The 18,465-nt window shown below is 67.2% G+C and carries 16 protein-coding genes and 1 pseudogene; 6 read left to right on the top strand and 11 right to left on the bottom strand.

The features are described 5' to 3' along the window. The 3 genes and pseudogenes from B0I32_RS54235 to B0I32_RS59395 all read left to right on the top strand — a co-directional run. Positions 1-201 (top strand): transposase (locus B0I32_RS54235; protein WP_181308863.1); only part of this gene is annotated, 201 nt, incomplete at its 5' end. Between the two features lie 1,022 nt (positions 202-1,223). Next, a pseudogene (locus B0I32_RS60725) lies at positions 1,224-1,403 on the top strand (transposase domain-containing protein); the annotation flags it as partial. 198 nt (positions 1,404-1,601) lie between these two features. Further along, a complete protein-coding gene (locus B0I32_RS59395; protein ID WP_219912519.1) occupies positions 1,602-2,450 on the top strand; it encodes a transposase in 849 nt (282 codons plus the stop codon). A 204-nt stretch (positions 2,451-2,654) separates the two neighbouring features. On the opposite strand, the gene B0I32_RS54250 is transcribed toward B0I32_RS59395, so the two are convergent. The 5 genes from B0I32_RS54250 to B0I32_RS59400 form a co-directional block, all read right to left on the bottom strand. Next, positions 2,655-3,554 (bottom strand): tyrosine-type recombinase/integrase, encoded by a 900-nt coding sequence (locus B0I32_RS54250; protein WP_106253183.1) that lies wholly within the window; start codon positions 3,552-3,554, stop codon positions 2,655-2,657. Then, complete coding sequence (locus B0I32_RS54255) at positions 3,551-4,183, bottom strand: hypothetical protein (RefSeq protein ID WP_106253185.1); 633 nt, start codon at positions 4,181-4,183, stop codon at positions 3,551-3,553. Before B0I32_RS54255 ends, B0I32_RS54250 begins: the two co-directional genes overlap by 4 nt. A gap of 309 nt (positions 4,184-4,492) precedes the next feature. Next, positions 4,493-5,224 (bottom strand): hypothetical protein, encoded by a 732-nt coding sequence (locus B0I32_RS57220; protein ID WP_146178716.1) that lies wholly within the window; start codon positions 5,222-5,224, stop codon positions 4,493-4,495. A gap of 138 nt (positions 5,225-5,362) precedes the next feature. Further along, positions 5,363-7,837 carry a Tn3 family transposase gene (locus B0I32_RS54260; RefSeq protein ID WP_219912520.1) on the bottom strand — a complete coding sequence of 825 codons (2,475 nt, stop codon included), beginning with the start codon at positions 7,835-7,837 and terminating at the stop codon, positions 5,363-5,365. Then, on the bottom strand, positions 7,803-8,435 hold the full coding sequence (locus B0I32_RS59400; RefSeq protein ID WP_219912521.1) for a DUF4158 domain-containing protein: 633 nt from the start codon (positions 8,433-8,435) through the stop codon (positions 7,803-7,805). The genes B0I32_RS54260 and B0I32_RS59400 overlap by 35 nt, the downstream gene beginning before the upstream one ends. Positions 8,436-8,544: 109 nt before the next feature. Here B0I32_RS59400 and B0I32_RS54265 point away from each other — a divergent pair, with 109 nt between their 5' ends. Next, the gene (locus B0I32_RS54265) at positions 8,545-9,045 is read left to right on the top strand and encodes a Tn3 family transposase (RefSeq protein WP_219912522.1); all 501 of its coding nucleotides are present in this window, start codon (positions 8,545-8,547) and stop codon (positions 9,043-9,045) included. A gap of 499 nt (positions 9,046-9,544) precedes the next feature. Here the strand turns inward: B0I32_RS54265 and B0I32_RS54270 are convergent, their stop codons facing one another. Continuing rightward, positions 9,545-10,438: a CU044_5270 family protein gene (locus tag B0I32_RS54270; RefSeq protein WP_106253187.1), complete on the bottom strand. Its 894-nt coding sequence runs from the start codon at positions 10,436-10,438 to the stop codon at positions 9,545-9,547. A gap of 2 nt (positions 10,439-10,440) precedes the next feature. Beyond that, positions 10,441-11,052 (bottom strand): RNA polymerase sigma factor, encoded by a 612-nt coding sequence (locus B0I32_RS54275; protein ID WP_245956709.1) that lies wholly within the window; start codon positions 11,050-11,052, stop codon positions 10,441-10,443. Between the two features lie 474 nt (positions 11,053-11,526). Here B0I32_RS54275 and B0I32_RS54280 point away from each other — a divergent pair, with 474 nt between their 5' ends. Both B0I32_RS54280 and B0I32_RS59405 read left to right on the top strand, forming a co-directional pair. Further along, a complete protein-coding gene (locus B0I32_RS54280; protein WP_245956710.1) occupies positions 11,527-12,387 on the top strand; it encodes a recombinase family protein in 861 nt (286 codons plus the stop codon). Positions 12,388-12,414: 27 nt separating this feature from the next. Beyond that, positions 12,415-13,449 carry a histidine phosphatase family protein gene (locus B0I32_RS59405; RefSeq protein ID WP_281262694.1) on the top strand — a complete coding sequence of 345 codons (1,035 nt, stop codon included), beginning with the start codon at positions 12,415-12,417 and terminating at the stop codon, positions 13,447-13,449. A 183-nt stretch (positions 13,450-13,632) separates the two neighbouring features. On the opposite strand, the gene B0I32_RS54295 is transcribed toward B0I32_RS59405, so the two are convergent. The 4 genes from B0I32_RS54295 to B0I32_RS54315 form a co-directional block, all read right to left on the bottom strand. Next, a complete protein-coding gene (locus tag B0I32_RS54295; RefSeq protein WP_106253190.1) occupies positions 13,633-14,814 on the bottom strand; it encodes a CU044_5270 family protein in 1,182 nt (393 codons plus the stop codon). After that, the gene (locus B0I32_RS54300; RefSeq protein WP_106253192.1) at positions 14,811-15,344 is read right to left on the bottom strand and encodes an RNA polymerase sigma factor; all 534 of its coding nucleotides are present in this window, start codon (positions 15,342-15,344) and stop codon (positions 14,811-14,813) included. The genes B0I32_RS54295 and B0I32_RS54300 overlap by 4 nt, the downstream gene beginning before the upstream one ends. Positions 15,345-15,918: 574 nt before the next feature. After that, entirely contained in the window at positions 15,919-17,313 is a 1,395-nt protein-coding gene (locus tag B0I32_RS54310) for a Tn3 family transposase (RefSeq protein ID WP_181308865.1), read from the bottom strand. Positions 17,314-17,436: 123 nt separating this feature from the next. Beyond that, positions 17,437-18,465 carry a hypothetical protein gene (locus tag B0I32_RS54315; RefSeq protein ID WP_146178717.1) on the bottom strand — a complete coding sequence of 343 codons (1,029 nt, stop codon included), beginning with the start codon at positions 18,463-18,465 and terminating at the stop codon, positions 17,437-17,439.

Raw genomic sequence — 18,465 nt, forward strand, 5'->3', positions numbered from 1 at the left:
TGGATGCAGATGCTCGCGCTGCCCGGCACCACCGCCCGCGGCTACGAACCCAAACGCGTGCGCCTTCGCTTGTTCGCCGTGGCCGGACGGCTGGTGCGCGGCGGCCGACGCGTGCGGCTACGCCTCGCTTCCCGATGGCCCTGGGCCCGCGACATCCTCACCGCGCTGACACGCCTGCAAGCGCTGCCAGCCCTGCCCTAACCAGCCCCCACCCATCCCTACGACTAGGAAAGGACACCCGCGGGCCCGCGGAACCCCGCCCACCCGGCGCGACAGCCGGGCCAGCACGCTGACCACCGCCCGTATTCGACCCTCAGCCGGACCACTCAGCCGACCAATCCTGGGTCATGAAAGATCGAGGCTAGCTAGGCGTACGGATTGCAAGGATAGCCCCCCACATACTGAGCCCAGTAAATCTGGGTAATTGATCCCAGGCGTCGTGTTGAGGCCCACGCAAAACACGCATTACCTTCGCTCCCGTTCGTGTAGTAGACCCTGACGGTGATGGGGTCATTATTGCAGTGCTTATAGTATACATCGACCCTGTTTAGGTCAGTCTGTAGGCGATAGACCCCGCACCGTTCGCCCCAAGGGATCGGCGATGCCGCGTGAGCTGGTACGGCGGACATTGCAACGGTGGCACCCGCGACGACAGCCGCTAGCTTGCGCACTACACCGAATTTATTCACTCGTCCTCCCGGTTGAATCTTAGCGAGATTGCAATGTATTTGTGCGCGACTGTTTTGCGAAAGATTATGGGATGCAGCATCCGTTATCGCAATCCCTCGACGTGACTCCTCTATCGGCCTGTTCGGGTTGCCGTCCTTTTGAAGGGGAGATTTTCACGCCGGAGAAAGAAACGGAAGATGCTATTCTGTCATTTTGTGGCGATTTTCGGCCAACGTGACGGGGTAGGGCCAACGTGGTGCCCACCGTAGGCGCGGCCAAGCGCTCCCGTTCGCCGACCTCGCGGCCAAGGCTCCTGGCGCCATCATCGCGGCTCTCGCTGCCGCGTGGCTCCTGATGCAGCAGCCCAACTGAGCTTCCCCCAAGGCCAGGTAGTTAAGGGGATTTGGTTCTTGTCAATCGGCTGAGACGGGCAACGGGACTCCTGTAGATCAGATGTCGGCGAAGATCATCTGAAGAGTGGAGTCCCGTTGCGGGATCAGTTGGTCATTTCCCGGGTGGTGCGGGTGGCCGCGGGGGTGTTCGCACCGGGTCACGTGGGAGAGCTCACGCAGGTCGTGCCGTTCGAGTTGGTGGATGCGGTGCTGGCGGAGACGGGCCGGGTGCAGCGCCGGCTTCGGGAGCTTCCCTCGCGGGTGGGGGTGTATTTCCTGCTGGCGATGTGCCTGTTTCCGGAGGTCGGCTACCTGCTTGTCTGGGACAGGATGACCGGCGCTCTGGCCGGGCTGCCAGGTGCCCGATACCGGCCGGAACCGGGCCTGCCTGGATCGGCTGACCCATGGCGGTTATCCCCAGCTGGAGCTGATGACCCTGGTAGAGACCGGCACCCGGGCGATGATCGGCGCTGTCTTCGGGCCCACCGCCACAGGTGAGACCGCATACGCCGGGCGGCTGCTCACCTACTGAGGCCGGACATGCTCGTGCTGTGGGACAAGGGATTCGATGGCAACGACTTCCTCGCCGCGGTGACGGGCACCGGAGCTCAGGTCGTCGGCCGCCTGTGCAGCAACCGCCGCGTTCCGGTCCTGTCCCGCCTGGCAGACGGCTCCTACCTGTCGATGATCGGCTCGGTCCCGGTGCGGATCGTCGACGCGCAGATCACCGTGACGTGCGCTGACGGCACCGTCTTCGACGCCTCCTACCGGCTGGTCACCACGCTGACCAACGCCCGCCGCCACCCGGCCGGCGCCCTGGTCTCCTTGTATCATCAGCGCTGGGAACACGAATCGGCTTACTACGCGCTCCGCCACACGATCCTGCGCGGCCGCGTGCTGAGGTCGGGCGACCCAGCCGGCGTCGAGCAGGAGATGTGGGCGCTGCTCACGCTCTACCAACTGCTGCGCACCGTCATGGTCGACGCAGCGCAGTCCCGCCCCGGAACCGATCCCGATCGATGCGGGTTCACCAACGCCTTCCACGCTGCCCGTGACCTGGCCATCCAAGCCGAAGGCGTCCTGCCCGAAGCTCCCGACCCCATCGGAACGATCGGACGCCGGGTGCTGGCCAGGCTGCTTCCGCCACGACGCCCACGAATCAGCACCCGCAAGGTCAAATCACCGATCTCCCGCTACGGCGAACGACTGGACGACGGCCGCCCCGACACCAGCCGCGCCATCACCCACCTCGACATCACCCTCTTGCCGCCCCTGCCCGCACTGCCTGCCGCATCCCGAGACGAGCGACCCATCGCCTCGGCCGACCTCCTCCCCGGCGCTCGCGCCCCAGCGGCGGCTGCTGCCCGCAAGCCAGCCACGCCCAGGTGAGCAGGGAGATCCGGTAAATCCGCTGGGAAGAGGCGGCGATTCCAGCCGAGCGGAGAAATGCCTTCACAGCGGTGTTGTAATCGAGGGGCCCCGTAGCAAACGGCGGAAATCCAACGGATTAAGGCCTGACCAGCGGGTTCTCGCGTTCCGCGGTTCTTGTTGATCATCTCCGCTAGGGGGAGGCCCGGAGAAACTCGTGAAGCGCTAGTCGAAGACTCGGTCGACGACGGCGGCTTGCTCGGCTGTGCCTGCGCGGAAATACCGAGCCGAGGTGTCGAGGGAGGCGTGGCCGAGGAGGGCCTGGACCTGTGCGACGTCGGCACCGCCTTCGCGCAGCCGGGTGGCGTAGGTGTGGCGGAGCCGGTGGGGGCGTAGGCCGGGGTGTTTGGCGTCGGTGCCGACGGCCAGGACGACCTGGACGATCCCGGAGATGGTCAGGGCTCCGCGCTGGCCGGTCCACAGCGGGCCGGGTTGGCGGCCGCGGATGTCGAGCCATGCAGTAATGCGGGCCCGTGCGGTCGGTGGGATCGGGACTGTGCGGACTTGGTCGCCCTTGCCGTGCAGGCGGATGGTGCCGGTGCGGGCGGTGATCGCGATGTCGTCGGCCTCCAGCCGGGCGCATTCCTCCTCGCGGGCTCCGGCGTACAGCAGGACCGCGATGATCGCCGCATCCCGGGCGCCGCGGCGGGCGGCGGCGCGTTCGACGGCCCCTTGCTCGGCGCCGGTGAGGGCGTCGGGCTCGCCGGGCTTGGGCACGGTGGCGCGTTTGATGCGGATGCGCAGCCCCAGTTGGGCGTACATGAGGGTGAGTGCGGCGATCCCCTGGTTGATCGTGTTGGGTGCGGCCCGCTCCTCGATCCGGCTGCGCCGCCAGGCGGTGACCGCGGCCTCGGCGCCGACGACGTCGGCGAAGGCGTCGTCGTGCTCGATGCCGGGACCGGTCAGCCACAACACGTAAGTGGCGGCCTGCCGCTTGTAGGCCTTGGCCGTGTTGGCCGACAGCTTGCACCGGTCGAGGTATCGATGCAGGGCACTCAGCGCCCGGTCGGCGACCGAAGCGATGTCGCCGGCATCGGGGCGCAGCGCGACGACCTCGGCATTCACCGGCCGTTCGCCTCCGGCCCGTGCCCTTCGTCGTCGGGAGAGCTATCGTCGCGGTCGACGTCGGCGTGTCCGTCGGCGAGGTAGGCGTCGCGGGCGGCCCAGTCATCGACCCCCTCCACGAGAGGCGGTAGCCCCTCAGTGATCCATTCCGTCGGGTAGGGCCGTGCGGGCTCGTCCACGATCGTCACTACCTCCCGCCCGGGTGCCGCCGGTCGCCCGGCAAGGGCGTCGCGAGCGGCGTCCTCTGCGCTCCAGGCGGTGCGTACCTGGGCCAGCAGCGTGCCGGTGCGCTCAATCCCCGCCTCCGCCAGTCCCGCCATCTCGCGGCGCAAGACGCGGCCGACCCGGTCACAGACGGCGCTGGCCGCATCGCGAGCTTGGCGGGCACTGGCGATCCGGTTCGGATCGCCAGCGGCTGCCGCGGCGGCCAACTCGGAATCCGCCTGCTCGTACTGCTCGTGTAGCGCCTGATGCTCGGCGACGAGGTCGGCTACCCGGACGCGGGAGACGATGCTCTCGGCTTGGTTGATCGTCACGATCTCGGTCACCGCTTGATTTGCGGCGTCGGCTCGGTCGAGGAGCGCGTCGACCTCGGGTTGCGCGGTCCGGCGCCGGTCTGGATCTGCCATCGCTGACCACTCCCTATTATCCGCTGAGTTCCGCCCCGGCATTCACAGGCCCGGCGACATCGTTATCCACTGAGATCCTAGCCTTGCTCAGCGGATAATGTCGGTTATCCACTGAGGCTACAGTTTCGCGTCGTGGCGGTGTTGGGTCTCATCTGACCTGGAAGGCAGTTGTGATGACCGGCTCGTTTGGAGCATTGCAGGTGTTAGGGGCCATGCCGCCGGTGGCCACAGCACTGCGCCAACCCCGTTACATCTCGCCCCCGGCGAGGCGGGAGGGGCCTTCCTGCGGGCGTCGATCCGCCAAGGCGATCAGCCTACGGACTCCGAAGAAGCCGGGACTGTCCGGTGCACCCACGCGCCCACCGCGAACAGGAGGGCCGCGGTGACTGCGGGGATCACGGATAGCGCGCTGTACGAGTACCTGCACTCACCTGAGAAGCCAACTCTGTCAAGGAGCGCGGAGGAGGCGAAGTACGGGGCAAGCGGTCCCGTTACCGCGATGGTGACGCAGATCCACCCGAGCCAGGCGAGTCGTACCCGATAGCGCCGAGCAGACGGGGAGTCATGAGGCACCGACCGGGATAGCCGGTAGAGCAGGATTCCTGCCCAGAAGACGCATAACGCGATCAGGAGGTTCTCTCCGTGGGCCATAACCTGCTCAGCGACAGAGGAGCCAGCTACGAGCAGTGTGTCTCGCGGGATGAACCTTGCTCCTGTCGACAGATCCGTGACCGGCGATACGTACGTTGCTCCTGTCGACAGATCCTTGACCGCCCATCTCTCGCTGTGTACCCGACCGTCGAGAGTGTGGGGAACGGGCAAGCACCGTACGCTTACCACGCCTCGAAGGACGCCGCCGATCACGAGCGCCGGTCCCCAGGTCGCGGCGACGACTCCCGACACCAACGCCAGACCGCCAGCCACCTTGACGAGCAGGAATGAAGACCGCCGAGACAGATCCACGATCACCTTTATAGTGGTTCCACCAAGCCCTTTCGAACGTTTGCTGATATTTGGCCGGATCGTGATCGTGGTCGGCACCTTGATTTCCCACTGTCTCAATGGTGTGGCCCGGCCAGACCGAGGCCAGCGCCTTTTGACGCCGCGCGTCTCATCCAATCTGAGACACTGCGGGTCAGAGCCTTCCCGTACCTCCAGTGAATGAGACGGGACAGCGGTTCAAGGGTTGAGCAGAAAGGTGGTGCCGGCCTCGGTGACCAAGGTCGGGCGCAGCGGCCGCCAGCCGTCGTCCAGTTTGGCGAGTTCGCCTTCGATGTCGACCTCGATAAAGCCGAAGAAGTTGATGTTCTCCCGGTGGCCGGGCGCGATGAACGACAGCAGTTCGTCGGAGACCTCACGGCCCTGGGCGCGCAGTTCCCTGATCCCCATCGCGTAATACTCAGTCGTCCACGTGATCACCGCGTTGGTCAAGATCGTGAGGCACCAGGCCTGTTCGGTTTGATCCTGCAGGTGTGGGCGGACGATCGTGCCTTGCTGAGCGTAGTGCAGATCGCGACGCAGGGCGTGCAGGCTCTCGCCCTTGTTGAGCTGGCGGGAGATCTTCCGCCTGTAGACCGGGTCCGACAAGTAGCGAGCTGCGTGAATGGTTCGCCGCATGCGGCCCCACTCCTTGACCGCCGCGGAGAGAGTGTTCTGGCGGGAGGCGGCCGACCACTTGCCGACGACCAGGGACGCGGTCGCCTCACCGAATTTCAGCGATCCGGCCATCCGCAGCAGGTCATCCCAGCACTCGGTGATGAGGTCTTCGTTCCACCGGTCGGCCAGTAGCGGTCCGGCGTGAGGGAACAGGGCGTTGGTCGCCGCAGGGGTGTCGACCCGCATCAGCGTGATCCGGCCCAGATCCCGCACCCGAGGCGTCAGAACCTTGCCGACCAGGTCGAACAGGCCAAAGTTGACCAGCGTGGCACCGTGAGTATCTGTCGCGTGCTCGTGGATCGGTAGATCGGTCTCATTCCCCAGCAGCTCATCAAGGGTGTAGTGGCCCTCGCGGGTGGTGGGGATGATCTGCTTGGTCCCGTACGTCGACCATTGGTCGGAGACGTGGGTGTAGGTCGACAAGACCTTCCCGCCGTGGATGTTCATGTCGCGGGCCGTCAAGCTCTTGCCGCGCACAGGGAAGCGCTGCCCGTCGGAGGAGGACATGGTGCCGCCCCCGAACTTCTTGGCCAGCTCAAGTTTGTAGTGGTGGTTGACCAGCACCGTGTTCGCCTCGCGCAGCGTCTCCTCCCGCACGTACCACTCTTGGGTCCAGGCGAGGGTGTCGTAGGAGACGCCGCACGCCTCGGACATGCGGGTGAGCCCGAGGTTGGTGGCGCCGGCGATCAAAACCGCGAGGATGTTGCGCTTCTGTTCGATCGACAGCTTGGTCTTGCGGCCGCCGGCATGGGTGAAGCAGTCCAGGAAGTGGGTGCGTGCGTCCAGCTCGATCAGCAGCGAGGCGATCGGCACGAACGGCAGCATCCCTGACAGCTCCTCCCGCAGCGCCTTGGCCTCGGCCGGGATGTCCTCTGCCGACAGCGGCGGAATGACGAGTTGCCCCGCCTCGTCCAGCCGGACCGCGCCAACATCGTTGGGCGCGGCGTTCGCCAGGGTCTCTTCGAGGTCTTCCAGAGCTTGGTGCAGTTCCTCCTTCACCTGGTCGATCGCCTCGGCCGCACGGGCAGGCTTGCGGACCAACTGGCAGAACTCCGCCCGCCGGCCCTCCCACTGCTCCGGGGTGAACAGGTAGGTGCCGGGATCGGCGTACCGGCGAGACCCGGGAACGAACACATCCCCCGAGCGGAGCCCGTCCCGCAGCGCGAGCACCAGGCACAGCTCCCAGTAGTGCCGGAACGCCTTCTCATCACCTGTCTTCCGGGCCTTGGCCAAGTAATCGGCGTACCGGGCGGGCACGAACGACGTGGGTGTCCCGGCCGGGACCTTGCGGCCACCGGTCCGGTTCAGCTCCTTCAAAACCTCGAGGGCGTCCATCAGATCGGTGGCGCCGGGGCCACCCTGGAAGTCGACCGCCGACAGCACCTTGGGATTGAACTTGCGCAGGTAGGTGTAGGAGGCCTCCAACGCGGCCAGGCGGCCGTGGTCGCGCGGCAACGGCTTCCAGTTGATCGCGGAGACCTCGCGGAGCTTGTCCATCCCGATGCGTTCACGCAAGATCCCGCCCACCTGCTCATCCGAGATCCCGGGGTCGACCAGGATCGGGAGGATCACATCCATCAGAAGTTGGCGAGCCTCGCCCTTCTTGGCCCGCTCCGCCAGGGCCTCATCCGTCTTGGCCTTGGCGTGCGACTCGCGTGCCGACACCGCTTGGTCGAACAGCGCGATGACCTCGTCCAGCTGATCGACCGCTGACTGAGCCACCAGCGCGAGCAGGATCGGGTAGCGGCGCTCCTCACGCCGTTCCAGCCCCTGAACCGTCGAGCGGCGGCCCACCGTGGCCAGGAACCGGCGCCGCTCCCGCGGCAGCATCGACAGATCCAGGTGATGCGCATCCATCGCCCGCAGATACAGCAGCTTGTCAATGGAGACGCCGATCGCCAGTGGCGTAGCCTCCACCGCCGGTGTCGTCAACCACCGCAACCGTGGCATCCCGATCTCGGGATCATGCACCAGCAGCCGGTCCAGATCCGCTCGCATCGGCCGCGTCAGCCAGGTGCTCGACCCTTTGAGTGGTCAACGCCCCTGCGGCAGAGCGGGCCGCGGTCACCAGTTCCATCAGTGTGACGACCCCGGGCCGTACGACCTGCGCGCTGATCAGATGCTCCGCCGCCTGCTGGAACAGCAGCGAGGGAGTGTCGTGTTCCATCGCCCGGTCCAGTAGGAACTGCTCCAGCTCTTTCCACTGAATGCTGCCCGGTGAGGGGTTCTTCCACGTCAGGTACTTCATCACCAGCTTCAGGTGATCACTGCGGGTTTGCGGGCGCTTCTTCGTGGCTCGCGCGTACTGTTCCAACATCCCTGGGAACACCGCCATCTGCCCTGCTAACCGCACCAACGCAGCCTGCGGAATCTCCTGGAGGTCGTCGGGGATGTAGCCGAGCCACGGCAACGTGCACAGTTGCACGGCAAGCCCCAAGCGCGCTTCCGGTCCCCGACCCGGCGCATCCAAGAACGCGTGCTCGCGCGACGTCAGCGTGAAGTACTTGATCAGTTCCTCGCGCCCGATGTCCGGGAACGACCGAAGACGCTCCAACTGCTCATCCGACAAAAACCTCGTCGACATCAGCCACTCCACGAGTCACCAGATCATCCAGTTCGTGACGAACCGTAGCGGAGATGATCAACAAGAACCGTGGAACGCGAGAACCCGCAGGTCAGGCCTTAATCCGTTGGATTTCCGCCGTTTGCTACGGGGACCCCTGCTGCGTCGTCTGGGCAACCACTCCCGGCGCAACCGGATCTACAAGGCGCTGCGCGAGCTGGGTCGTGTGGTGCGGACCGTGACGCTGCTCCGGTACTTGTCGGAGCCTCAGCTCAGAGACCAGATCACGGCGATCACCAACCGCACCGAGGCGTTTCACGGCTTCGCCGCGCACCTGATGATCGGCGGGCAGCTAATTAGCCACAACGACCCCGACTACCAGGAGCGGGTGGTGAAGTTCAACGAGCTGATCGCCAACTGCGCGATCTACTCCACCGCCCTGGACATCACCGATGCCGCCAATGCCCTGGCCGCCGAAGGCCACGTCGTCGACCCCGACGACTTGGCCACCATCTCACCCCTGATCACGCGCACGATACGCCGGTTCGGCAACTGGATCGTGGACACCACCCCGCCGCAGAACATCGTGGCGACCAGGTTGGACCTCACCCCTCGCGCGCTGTTCCCCGCCGCGCCGGTGTGATGCTTCCTCCGCCCCGAGACGTGTCGCCGCAGGCCGGCCCGCGCCCGGGTGCGATGCTGCCGGTCATGTACGACCCCGAAGACGACGAGGGCGATCGTGAGCCCACCGCCGAGGAGGAGATGGACGACCTCGGGTTGATCTTGTAGCGCATGAAGCCAGCTAGGGGGCAGTACGGGAGAAAGGGTCAGTCATGTCGCTGACCAGGGCGATCACGCAGCTCCGCCCAGTGTGCCGCACGGCAACGATGGTGTGCTCCGGAGCTGACGATGGCCCGACGCGATGCGCGGGCCATCGTCGTGGTGGTGGGTTGGGGTGCCTCACTCGGTGACGGGTTCGCTTAATCTCGATGGCCAGCACGCCGAGTGCCTTCCAGTGCCTCCCATTTTTCGAGGCCCGCTCCTCGAACACGTTGCGGCTCGTTTCGACGACCACCGGAGATCGGGCGCGCAGCCGGGCGCATCGCTATGGGGCTCGCTCCTGCAGGGAGCAGATTCACAGATCACCCGGGCGGGAGCTGATCCGTCCATTCAGCGTCGATCGTCACCATGCCGTCCTGGGTATAAGCCATTCCGCCTGTGAGGGGAGCCCATACGGAGGTTTCGCGGATCCGCCCGGTGTCCGGGTCGACGATCATGATGCCCTTCCCGGAAGCTACCGGGACCTGCAGGCGTCGCCCGCCATCGGTCTCGCCGAGATCGAGGACTCCCGGTCGTGAGGCGAGCGCTCGATAGGCGGCGGCACGGACCTGGGGCGAGACCGGTGCCTCACTGATCAGCGAGAGCAGCGCCTCCATAGCGAGGCCGTCCTGTTCGACAGTCGTGATCGGTCCCCCGCTGGGGCGGACACCGCTTTCGGGGACAGCGGACCAGAGCCGGGTGTACAGGGCCTTCTCGTCGGCGGGCAGCGACCGCAGCTCTTCGAAGGTCATGCGCAACGGTCCCACCGCGAAAGGCTGAGGCTTCATCGGCCACTCCAAGAGCTTGCCTTCGCCCTTTAGCCCTTTGCCTTTGATCCAGAAATGACCGTCGCGCCGATACCAGTACTCCTCGGTCGCAGCCCCCTCTCTTGTGATGGTGATGTGCCAGTACGTCCCGGCGCTCTCAGGGGTGCGCTCCGCCGTGTCGGCGGCGACGAGCAGGACGTCGCGCGAACTCATGACCGGCGGCCGGGAGTCGCCGACACGGCCCGGCACGATCACGAGCGCGGCAGCGATGGCCGCCGCAACCGCTGGGATCAGGATCCAGCGCGCCCGCCGCCAGGGGGTGCGCTGGCGCGCCGTGGGCGACGGGCTGACGGCGCGTTCCAGGAGGGCCGCGCGGGCGGCCGTATAGGCGGCGTGTGAGGGGGCGTCGGGTTGCGGGCGCACAGCGTGCAGCATCTCGATGTCGTCCATGATCAACCGTCCTTTCCGATCGTTGTCGGCTCGGCGCCGTTCAGCGAGGCGCGCAGGGTCTTGCGGGCCCGGTGCAGCCGGGTTCGGACGGCGGCGCCGGTGATGCCAAGTGCCTCGGCCACCTCCTCGGAGCTCAGCCCGCCCCAGGCGATGAGCAAGAGCACCTCACGGTGGGAGCGAGGGATTTTCGCGAGCGCCGCCATCAGAGGCACCCGTTGCACCCGGGCGTCGACACGGCCCGCAACCTGGTCGGCGTGGCCGTCGTCGGCCTGCGTGAGAGGTGTCCGTGAATGCGCCCGATACCGCCTGGCCTCCGCCCGGTGATGCCGGGCGATCAGGTTGGCGACGATCCCGTACAGCCAGGGCCGGGCATCTGCACGCGACAAGTCGTAGCGGTCACGTCGGTCGAACGCAACCAGGAACGTCTCCGCGGCCACGTCGTCGGCGAGGCTCGGCCCTAACCGCTGTGCGGCGAACCCGTGGATCTGGAAGTAGTAGCGGTCGAAAACCGCGGCGAAGCGTTCCGGGTCTTGCCAGGATTGCTCGATGATCGCCGCGTCACTGACCTCCTGGTCCGGATCCTGGTCCGGAAGCGCTCGGGTCATTGCGGCCATATCCAGATCTTTCGTGTCATTGTCTGCCTTCGGTAGCTTGAAAGGGTGCCCTCCTTCGCCGATGGATGGACAAGTGTTTCACCAGCTGTCGTGGAAGGCATTGCGACATCCCTTCAGACGAAGCGGTGCCAGGAAGGGCAACGGGCCGAGCCACGTGTCGTCAAGCGGGGGAAACGGAAGGCTGTGGTTGATAGCGACCCGAGCGGGCCGGTGAGACCGCCGACAGTTGGTCTACGGGGAGCGGACATCGTCACAGCTGGGCTCAGCGACGTGTGTGACCGCGCGCCTCTCCCGCAAGCGGGCCACGTAAGGCTCGTACAGACTCTTCGGATCGCGCCGTGAGGAGCTGAGCGTTTCATAAGCGAGCACCTATGAAACAAGCGGCTCCAGCCTGGCACGTCCAGGACGAACGCTGTTTCATGAGTCGGTGCAAACGGATGGCGGTCTGAAACACTCTTATGAAACGATCTCGGGGTGCGCGACGACGACTTCCTCCGCGTGGAGGCCCACGACTGTCCGATGACCTCCTGCGCCGCCCCCGCCGGCTCACCCTGCCGCACCGGCCGGGGCAAGGTGGCCATCCAGTACCACACCGCCCGCTTCCGGCTCGTGCCCGCATTCGCAAAGGCGCTCAACGTCCCCACCCCGGCCGTCCGCAAGCCGGGTACGGCCTGGGTCGCACTGCCCCGCCCGGCCGCAGCCGACGCCGAACCGGCCGGGCACGCGCGGATCGGCTACGCCCGCGCCTCCACCCTCCGCCAGTCCCTGGACACCCAGCTCGACGCCCTGAAGGCCGCTGGCATCACCCGCGTCTTCGCCGAGAAGATCTCCACCCGCGCCACCACCCGGCCCGAACTCGACAAGGCCGTCACCCTGGCCCGCGAGCTCCGCGCGGCCGGCGTCGCGGTCACCCTCGTGGTACACGAGCACAAGCGCCTCGGCCGCGGCCTCGACCTCGCCGCCCTCGCCGAGCAACTGCGCGCCGCCGGCATCGGCCTGGAGTTCCTCACCGGCGAACTGCAGGGCTCCCATGACCCCTCAGGCGTGGTGTTCACCGTGCTCGCGGCCCTGTCCGGGATGGAACGCGAATACATCCGCGACCGCACTCTGGAAGGCCACGAATCCGCCCGCGCCCGCGGCAAGACCATCGGCGGCGCCACCGTCACCGACGAGAACATGCTGTCTATGGCCCTGCACCTGCGCGACCAGAACCTGAGCCTGCGCGACATCGCCGCCCGGCTCGTCATCACCAGCGGCGTGAAAAAGGGCCGTCACCCCTCGCCCGCAACCGTCCTGCGTATGCTGCGCGACCACGACCAGCAGAGCGCAATCTGACCGGCCCGGCCCGTGAAGGCCCGAGGGATGGCCGCACACGGGAAATCGTCTAAGGCGGATCACCTCGGCTGCGCGGCGGCAGACCGGGCACCCAACTGTGGAACCGGGCCGTGGCACGCTTCGTTCGTATTCCGGTCTCACCCCAACCATGGGGATGCCGACGGCAAGGTGTGGCACGAGGTGAAGACCGCGTTCCGCGGCGGCCCGCACGCCCACCCCGACCAGCCGTGGGCGGCAGGCTCCGACACCTGGAACGGCTACCTCCAGCGCGCCGGCGCGGCCGTCGCCGACCTGGTGCGAGCCCACCAGGGGGAGCGGGTGCTGTTCGCCGCCCATGGCGAGACCGTGCTCGCCGCGCACGTCCTGCTACTCGAACTGGGCGTCGGCGTGCGGACGAGCTTCACCGTCGACCACGCCTCGATCACCCACTGGCAGCTGCACCGCGACCGGTTCGGCGCCCGAACGCTGGATGCTGCAATGCCACAACGACAGCGCGCACCTGCACGCGCCGGCACGCCGATGACGCGCACCGACGACGACCTGCTGGCGGTGGCCCGCGACCAGCTCGGCCCCGTCACGCCGATTCAGCGCTTCGACTTGCCGTCGCGGGTGCAGCTCCTCGTCGCCGGCGACGGGCAGCGCTACATCCTGAAGCGGCACGACCGGCCGGGCCGGTACCGCGCCGAAGCCGACGCCTACAGCAGCTGGGTGCCGTCCCTGGGCGGTAACGCGCCGACGCTGATCCACGCCGACCCGGACAGCCTCTCGCTGCTGCTGACGGTCGTTCCTGGGCGGCATGCCACACAGCTGCAGGAGGGGTCGACAGGTGAGCTGCGGGCTTACCGCGAGGCGGGCCGCGTCCTGCGGCTGATCCACCAGGCGCCGCCGGGCCCGCACGCTGGCACCCGCGCGCCCGCCCACCTCGCCGAGCGCATGCGCTGGTGGGCGATCCGTGCGGTCGGATCACCAGCACCCTCCCGTGCTCGACCATTGTGGCGGCATCGGCGATCTGCCCCTCCATGGTGCGCGCCTTCAGCCCGTGCCGAGACAGGGCATCGATGACGATCTCGGCGGCCTCCAGCACGCGACGCCGGACCATAGCCGCTGCGCGCAACCTGATCACGGATCTGGTTGCCCCGTAACTCCGCAACCACATCCCCGACCTGCCGCTCGCAGGTCTTGTTGGTGATCAGGGGTCTGCGGCAGCCATCGAGTCAGCAGAGCCGGATGAGGTTCTTTGCGCTGTCAATCGCGTTTCGCGGGAAGTGACGGCTCGGCGTCGGTCCAGCCCAACTGCTGGTAGGCGGTGAAGTCGGTGACCTTCGCGGTACGGCCGTGGGCGAGCTCGACCGTGGTGGTCACCGAATGCGCGAGCGGCAGGCCCGTCGCGGGATCGATGATGTAGGCGATCTCGTACGGGTTCTCGTTGCCTGGGCCAGGGGGGCGGTGGTAGCCGAAGGCCTCTCCCATGCGGCCCAGCGGGTCCTTCACCCTGCCCAGCGACTTCATCTCGGGCATGGTGGCCAGAATGCGGTAGGCGGCGGCGCGGACGGTGGGGGAGACGGGCAGACCGAAGACGATCTCCATGCAGGCGCTTTCCAAGGCCGACTTCCGCCAACCTGGGTCCTTCTCCGAGCCGCCCTTGGCCCTGGCGGTGATGCGCTGTTCGAGGTAGGCGCGCAACTCCCGCTCTCCGCTCGGGACGCGGCGGAGCTCCTCCCAGGAGACCAACTCCTTCGTCAGTGATCCTCCTGAGCCTTTCCACTTGCCCCGCAGCCGCGAGGCCGCCTTCTCCTCCACGGCGGCCCGCACGATCTCCGACGAGGGGAAGGCCGCGACCCCGACGTATGGGGTCATATCCACCGGGTACTTCCACTGGGTCGGCGAGCCCGCCTCCCGCCAGGCTGCCCGGTCCTCGGAGGTGAGCGGCTTGGCGCCGAGATACTGCCTGATTCGCCAGCTCTGCGCTCCAGGGCCGCGTGCCAGCCACTTCTCTTGAACGTGGCGCAGCCTGATGACGTAGCCGCGATCAGGTGAGATCGCGTCCGTGCCGGAGACCGTGGTGGTCAGCCAGTAGGCGCCCTGCATGGGCTGCTTCGCGGCGCTGGCGGCGCTGGCGGCGGCGAGCAGCATCCGGCGCGCCGATGGCTGCGTGCCAGGCGAGGGCGAGGCCGCCGCCGGATTCGCCCGTTGGACCTCCGGCGTTGTCACCATCGTGACGACCAGGACCGTGGCGGCCAAACTCGCCGCCGCGGCCACCCAGGGGGCAGGACCTCGCCACCGCCTGCCGTGTGCTCTGGCGCCCTGCGCTGGCGGCTGGGACATGATCGAGGACAGCAGCGTCTGGGCTCCCGGCCCTGACACCTGCCCGGCCGGCTCGCTGTTCAGGTCGTCGTCGTGCACTCGGGCGAGGTCGTCGAGGTTCACAGCGTGCTCCTCTCGAAGAGCGGAAGGTCGATTCCGGCGTCGGTCAAGGCGCGCATGAACCGTTTGCGGGCACGGTGCAGTCGCACGCGGACGGCGTTGCGGGTGATGCCGAGCGTGTGGGCCAGCTGTTCGGTGTCGAGCTTCTCCCAGGCGACCAGCGACAGCAGCTCCCTGTCGTCGTCGTTCAGACTTCTGAAGACCCGGCCGAGCTGTGTGTACTCGCCAGGTGGTGGTTTGGTGAGCGCCGGGGAGGTGATGATCTGCTCACGCAGCGCGGCGGCGCGCCGCTCATGCCGTCTCTCGCCGCGGCGGTGGTTGGCGAGGGCCTTGCGAGCCACGCCGTACAGCCAGAATCGGGCCTCATCACCTGCCGGGATCTCGTTGACGCGCTGCCATGCGATGGCGAACGTCTCCGCCACCACGTCGGCCGCGTCATCGGGGTCTTGACATCGGCGCAGGACGTACCCGAGCACGGGGCGATAGGCGTGTTCGTATATCTGCACGAACCGGCCGTGGGGAGTGGATCCCATCCGGCCTCCTCACTGAATCATTGGTCATCCCTCCAATGTCCGGAAAGCCGGAAACATTACCGGTCGCCAGCGATCTCCCTACACCGCGGGCGAACCAGCCGAGACCTTCCGGCTCCACGTGGGCGTTCACCTGATCCTCGATCAGGACGGCATGGTCCTGCTGCTACCGCGCACCAACACCGGCTTCGCCGACGGCTCCTGGTCGGAGCCCGGAGACTGCCTGGACGTCGGGGAGACCCTGCGCGCGGACGCCGCCCGCGAAGAACTCGGCATCGTCATCAACCCCGCACGCACCTGGCCTTCGCGCACCTGCGCCACCGCGCCGACCCCGACGGCCAAGCCCGCATCGGCGTGTTCTTCACCGCCACCCGCTGGACGGGACAGCCCGTCAACGCCGAGCCCGGCAAATGCAGCAAGATCGACTAGTTCGGCCTCGACGACCTACCTGACGACGTCATCACCTACATGCCGCACCGCCCTCGACGCCTACTGCCACGGCCACGCCTTCAGCCTGGCGGCCGGCCCGCCACTCACACCTTCTGAAGACCAGCCCACCGGCAGCGCGCAGCCCCGCTCAGGCCGCGTCGGCCCCCTCACCAAGGTCCAGGCAGACCTCCATACCATCCAGCGGCGCGTTCAGATCGTAGATGTAGTCACCGAAGCGGCGCACGTTGTCTTCCTGATAAGGGGACATGATGGCCACGTCGGTGCGATACACCGCCTGCCTTTCGCTGCGCAGCTGGTTGAGCACCAGGGACATGTCCAGCGTGGTCTGGTACATGACCAGGTCGGCGACCAGGGTGTTGAACTTGATCGCTTTCTCCTGTTCCTCGGGCTCGTTGTCGGCGATCACCCCGTTGTTGCCAAACCCGATCCACTTGGCGAAGTTGTTGTAGGACTCGACCATGTTGGTGGCCCGGGTGATGTTCTCTCGCAACGCGGCGTCGGAGATGTAGCGCAACAGCACCATCGTCCTCTTGACACGGCCCAGCTCGCGGAAGGCGCGGTAGATCTTGTTGCGCTTGGAGTCGTGCCGCAGCCGCCGCAGCAACGTGATCGACGACAGCTCACCCTCCCGGATGGAGATGGCCACCTTCATCAGGTCCTGCCAGTGATCCTCGATCAGCCGCCAGTTGATCGGCTCGCCGAACAGCGCGTCGATATGCCGATAGGCGATGCCCGGCTCGGGCCGGTGGAAGGTCAGGTCCCGGAAGTTGCGGATGCGAGGCAGCAGCTCGAACCCGAACAGGTGCGCCAGCCCGAAGACCGGGAACGACTGACCTTGCGTATCGGCGTGGATCTCCTTGGGCGCCGCCTCGCTCTCCTGCTCCAGCAGCCCTTCGATGATGTAGACCGCCTCCCACACCCCGCACGGGATGAACCGGGAGAACAGCGCGATGTAGTTGTCGGCGATGTGGTGGTAGGCGATGCCCCCATATCCGCCGTAGCGGATGTGGAACTCGGCGATCAGATTGTCCACGTACACGTCGTACTTGGTGCCGTCGGCGGCCACCGCGTTGCCCTCGCCCCACAGCCGGGGCAGGTCCAGTCGCAGGTAGGCGTTGACCACATCCGCGATCGCCTTGTTCAAGCTCGCCACGGTGACGTGCTTGCGCAGCGTGTAGGACAGCTCGTGGGCGCTGACCCGACCGCGCAGGTGCCGAGCCGCCTGGGCGGCGCCCAGGTTACAGCCGTAGGCGAAGGCCACCAGCAGGTAGCGCTCCAGCGGGTCGGCCAGCTTGGCATCCGACCCCGACAGCGGCCCGAAATGGCGGAACCAGCGCAGGTGCCGGGTGGTCCGGGTCAAGATCTCCAGCAGCGAACGTTCCGGCAGCCGGTCCTTGACCGCCACAGCCAGCGCCAGCGCCCCGGCGCTGTGGCCGGGCGACTTGTGGGCCTTGAGCGTCGGCCGGCCCTGCTCGTCGATCATCAGGTCGGCGTTGTCCGGATAGCCCGCATCGACGGCCACGGCCACCTCTTTCATCTGGGCCTTCAACTGCACCACGAAGTCGGTCGCCGTGGTGGGCAGGCCGACCTCGGCGCAGTACTCGGCCAGGTGCGGCTGGCAGTCCTCCCAGCTGAGCAGCTGGGACTACCAATTGGCGTACGCCTCTGAGCCCACCGCGGCGACATCGCCGCGCACCAGCTCATCGGCCAGGCAGGAGAACACGCAGATCTCGAAATGCCGGCGCACCAGCTTGCCGGGGCGGCGCCTGTCGGCGATCACCTTCCGCCAGGCCTCCGGCGCGAACGACACATCCACCCGCCGGCGCACCTTCACCGTAGAGACCTCGCCCGTCGTCTCATCGACGACCTCCTCCTCAGCGGTGTAGGTGTCGCCGATGAGCTCGCTGGTGCGGGTGGCGTTGGCGCGCACGAACTCCAGCGCGTCCAGCAGCTTGCGGTCGCTGGTGGCCGGCTCCAGCACCAGCACGCCGGCCAGGCGCAGCAGCAGGCCGCGGTGGCTGCGGTAGAAGCGGTCCAGCAGCGGCAGGTAGTTGTCGCCGTGGTAGGCGGCCAGTGCCTCGTGCTCGGCCACCAGGTCGGCCAGGCCGCCGTTGACCTCGATCGTCTCCAGCACCGCCCGGCCGGTCTCGTGCCGCCGCCGTACCGCCGTCCACGCCTTCGGCGCAGTCTGGGCCGCCAGGTCGACCTCCTTGGCCGCGCTCAGCAGGTCGCCGAGCACCGCCAGCATCCGCTCGTTGCGCTGGCGTTGCTCGGCGCGGATGGTCTCCAGCAGCTCACGGGCCTTGTTGTGCATGGTGTTCATCCGCTTGCACAGCATGGTCACCAGGTCGTCGCGGGCCCGCACCCGCGCCTGGTGCAGCAGGCACGCCTCCAGCACGATCCGCTTGACCTCGCCGTAGTCGCGCATCTCGGCGGCGTCCAGCGCCCGCGCCTCGGCCGCGAAATGCGCGATTTTGGAGTCGGGCACCCCTTTCAGCCAGGCGTCGCTGGCCCCGGCCATGCCATCCAGCCAGGCCAGATGGTCCAGTTGCAAGCGCAGCTTGGTCACCGTGGCCCGCGGCGCGCTCTTCTTGGCCCGGTCATGGCCGCTGTGGCCGGTGGCCGGATCCACCTCCAGCATGCCCAGCATCCGTGCGTGATCGTCGAAGCTCAT

Source organism: Nonomuraea fuscirosea (assembly GCF_003001935.1).
Classification (GTDB): Bacteria; Actinomycetota; Actinomycetes; order Streptosporangiales; family Streptosporangiaceae; genus Nonomuraea; species Nonomuraea fuscirosea.

Bases quoted from the DNA above. Each gene is read 5' to 3' on its own strand.
- B0I32_RS59395 (WP_219912519.1), top strand. From the start codon at position 1,602: ATGCTCGTGCTGTGGGACAAGGGATTCGATGGCAACGACTTCCTCGCC.
- B0I32_RS54255 (WP_106253185.1), bottom strand. From the start codon at position 4,183: ATGGCAGATCCAGACCGGCGCCGGACCGCGCAACCCGAGGTCGACGCG.
- B0I32_RS54260 (WP_219912520.1), bottom strand. From the start codon at position 7,837: ATGCGAGCGGATCTGGACCGGCTGCTGGTGCATGATCCCGAGATCGGG.
- B0I32_RS54270 (WP_106253187.1), bottom strand. From the start codon at position 10,438: ATGGACGACATCGAGATGCTGCACGCTGTGCGCCCGCAACCCGACGCC.
- B0I32_RS54275 (WP_245956709.1), bottom strand. From the start codon at position 11,052: ATGGCCGCAATGACCCGAGCGCTTCCGGACCAGGATCCGGACCAGGAG.
- B0I32_RS59405 (WP_281262694.1), top strand. From the start codon at position 12,415: ATGGCCGCACACGGGAAATCGTCTAAGGCGGATCACCTCGGCTGCGCG.
- B0I32_RS54300 (WP_106253192.1), bottom strand. From the start codon at position 15,344: ATGGGATCCACTCCCCACGGCCGGTTCGTGCAGATATACGAACACGCC.
- B0I32_RS54315 (WP_146178717.1), bottom strand. From the start codon at position 18,465: ATGAGCTTCGACGATCACGCACGGATGCTGGGCATGCTGGAGGTGGAT.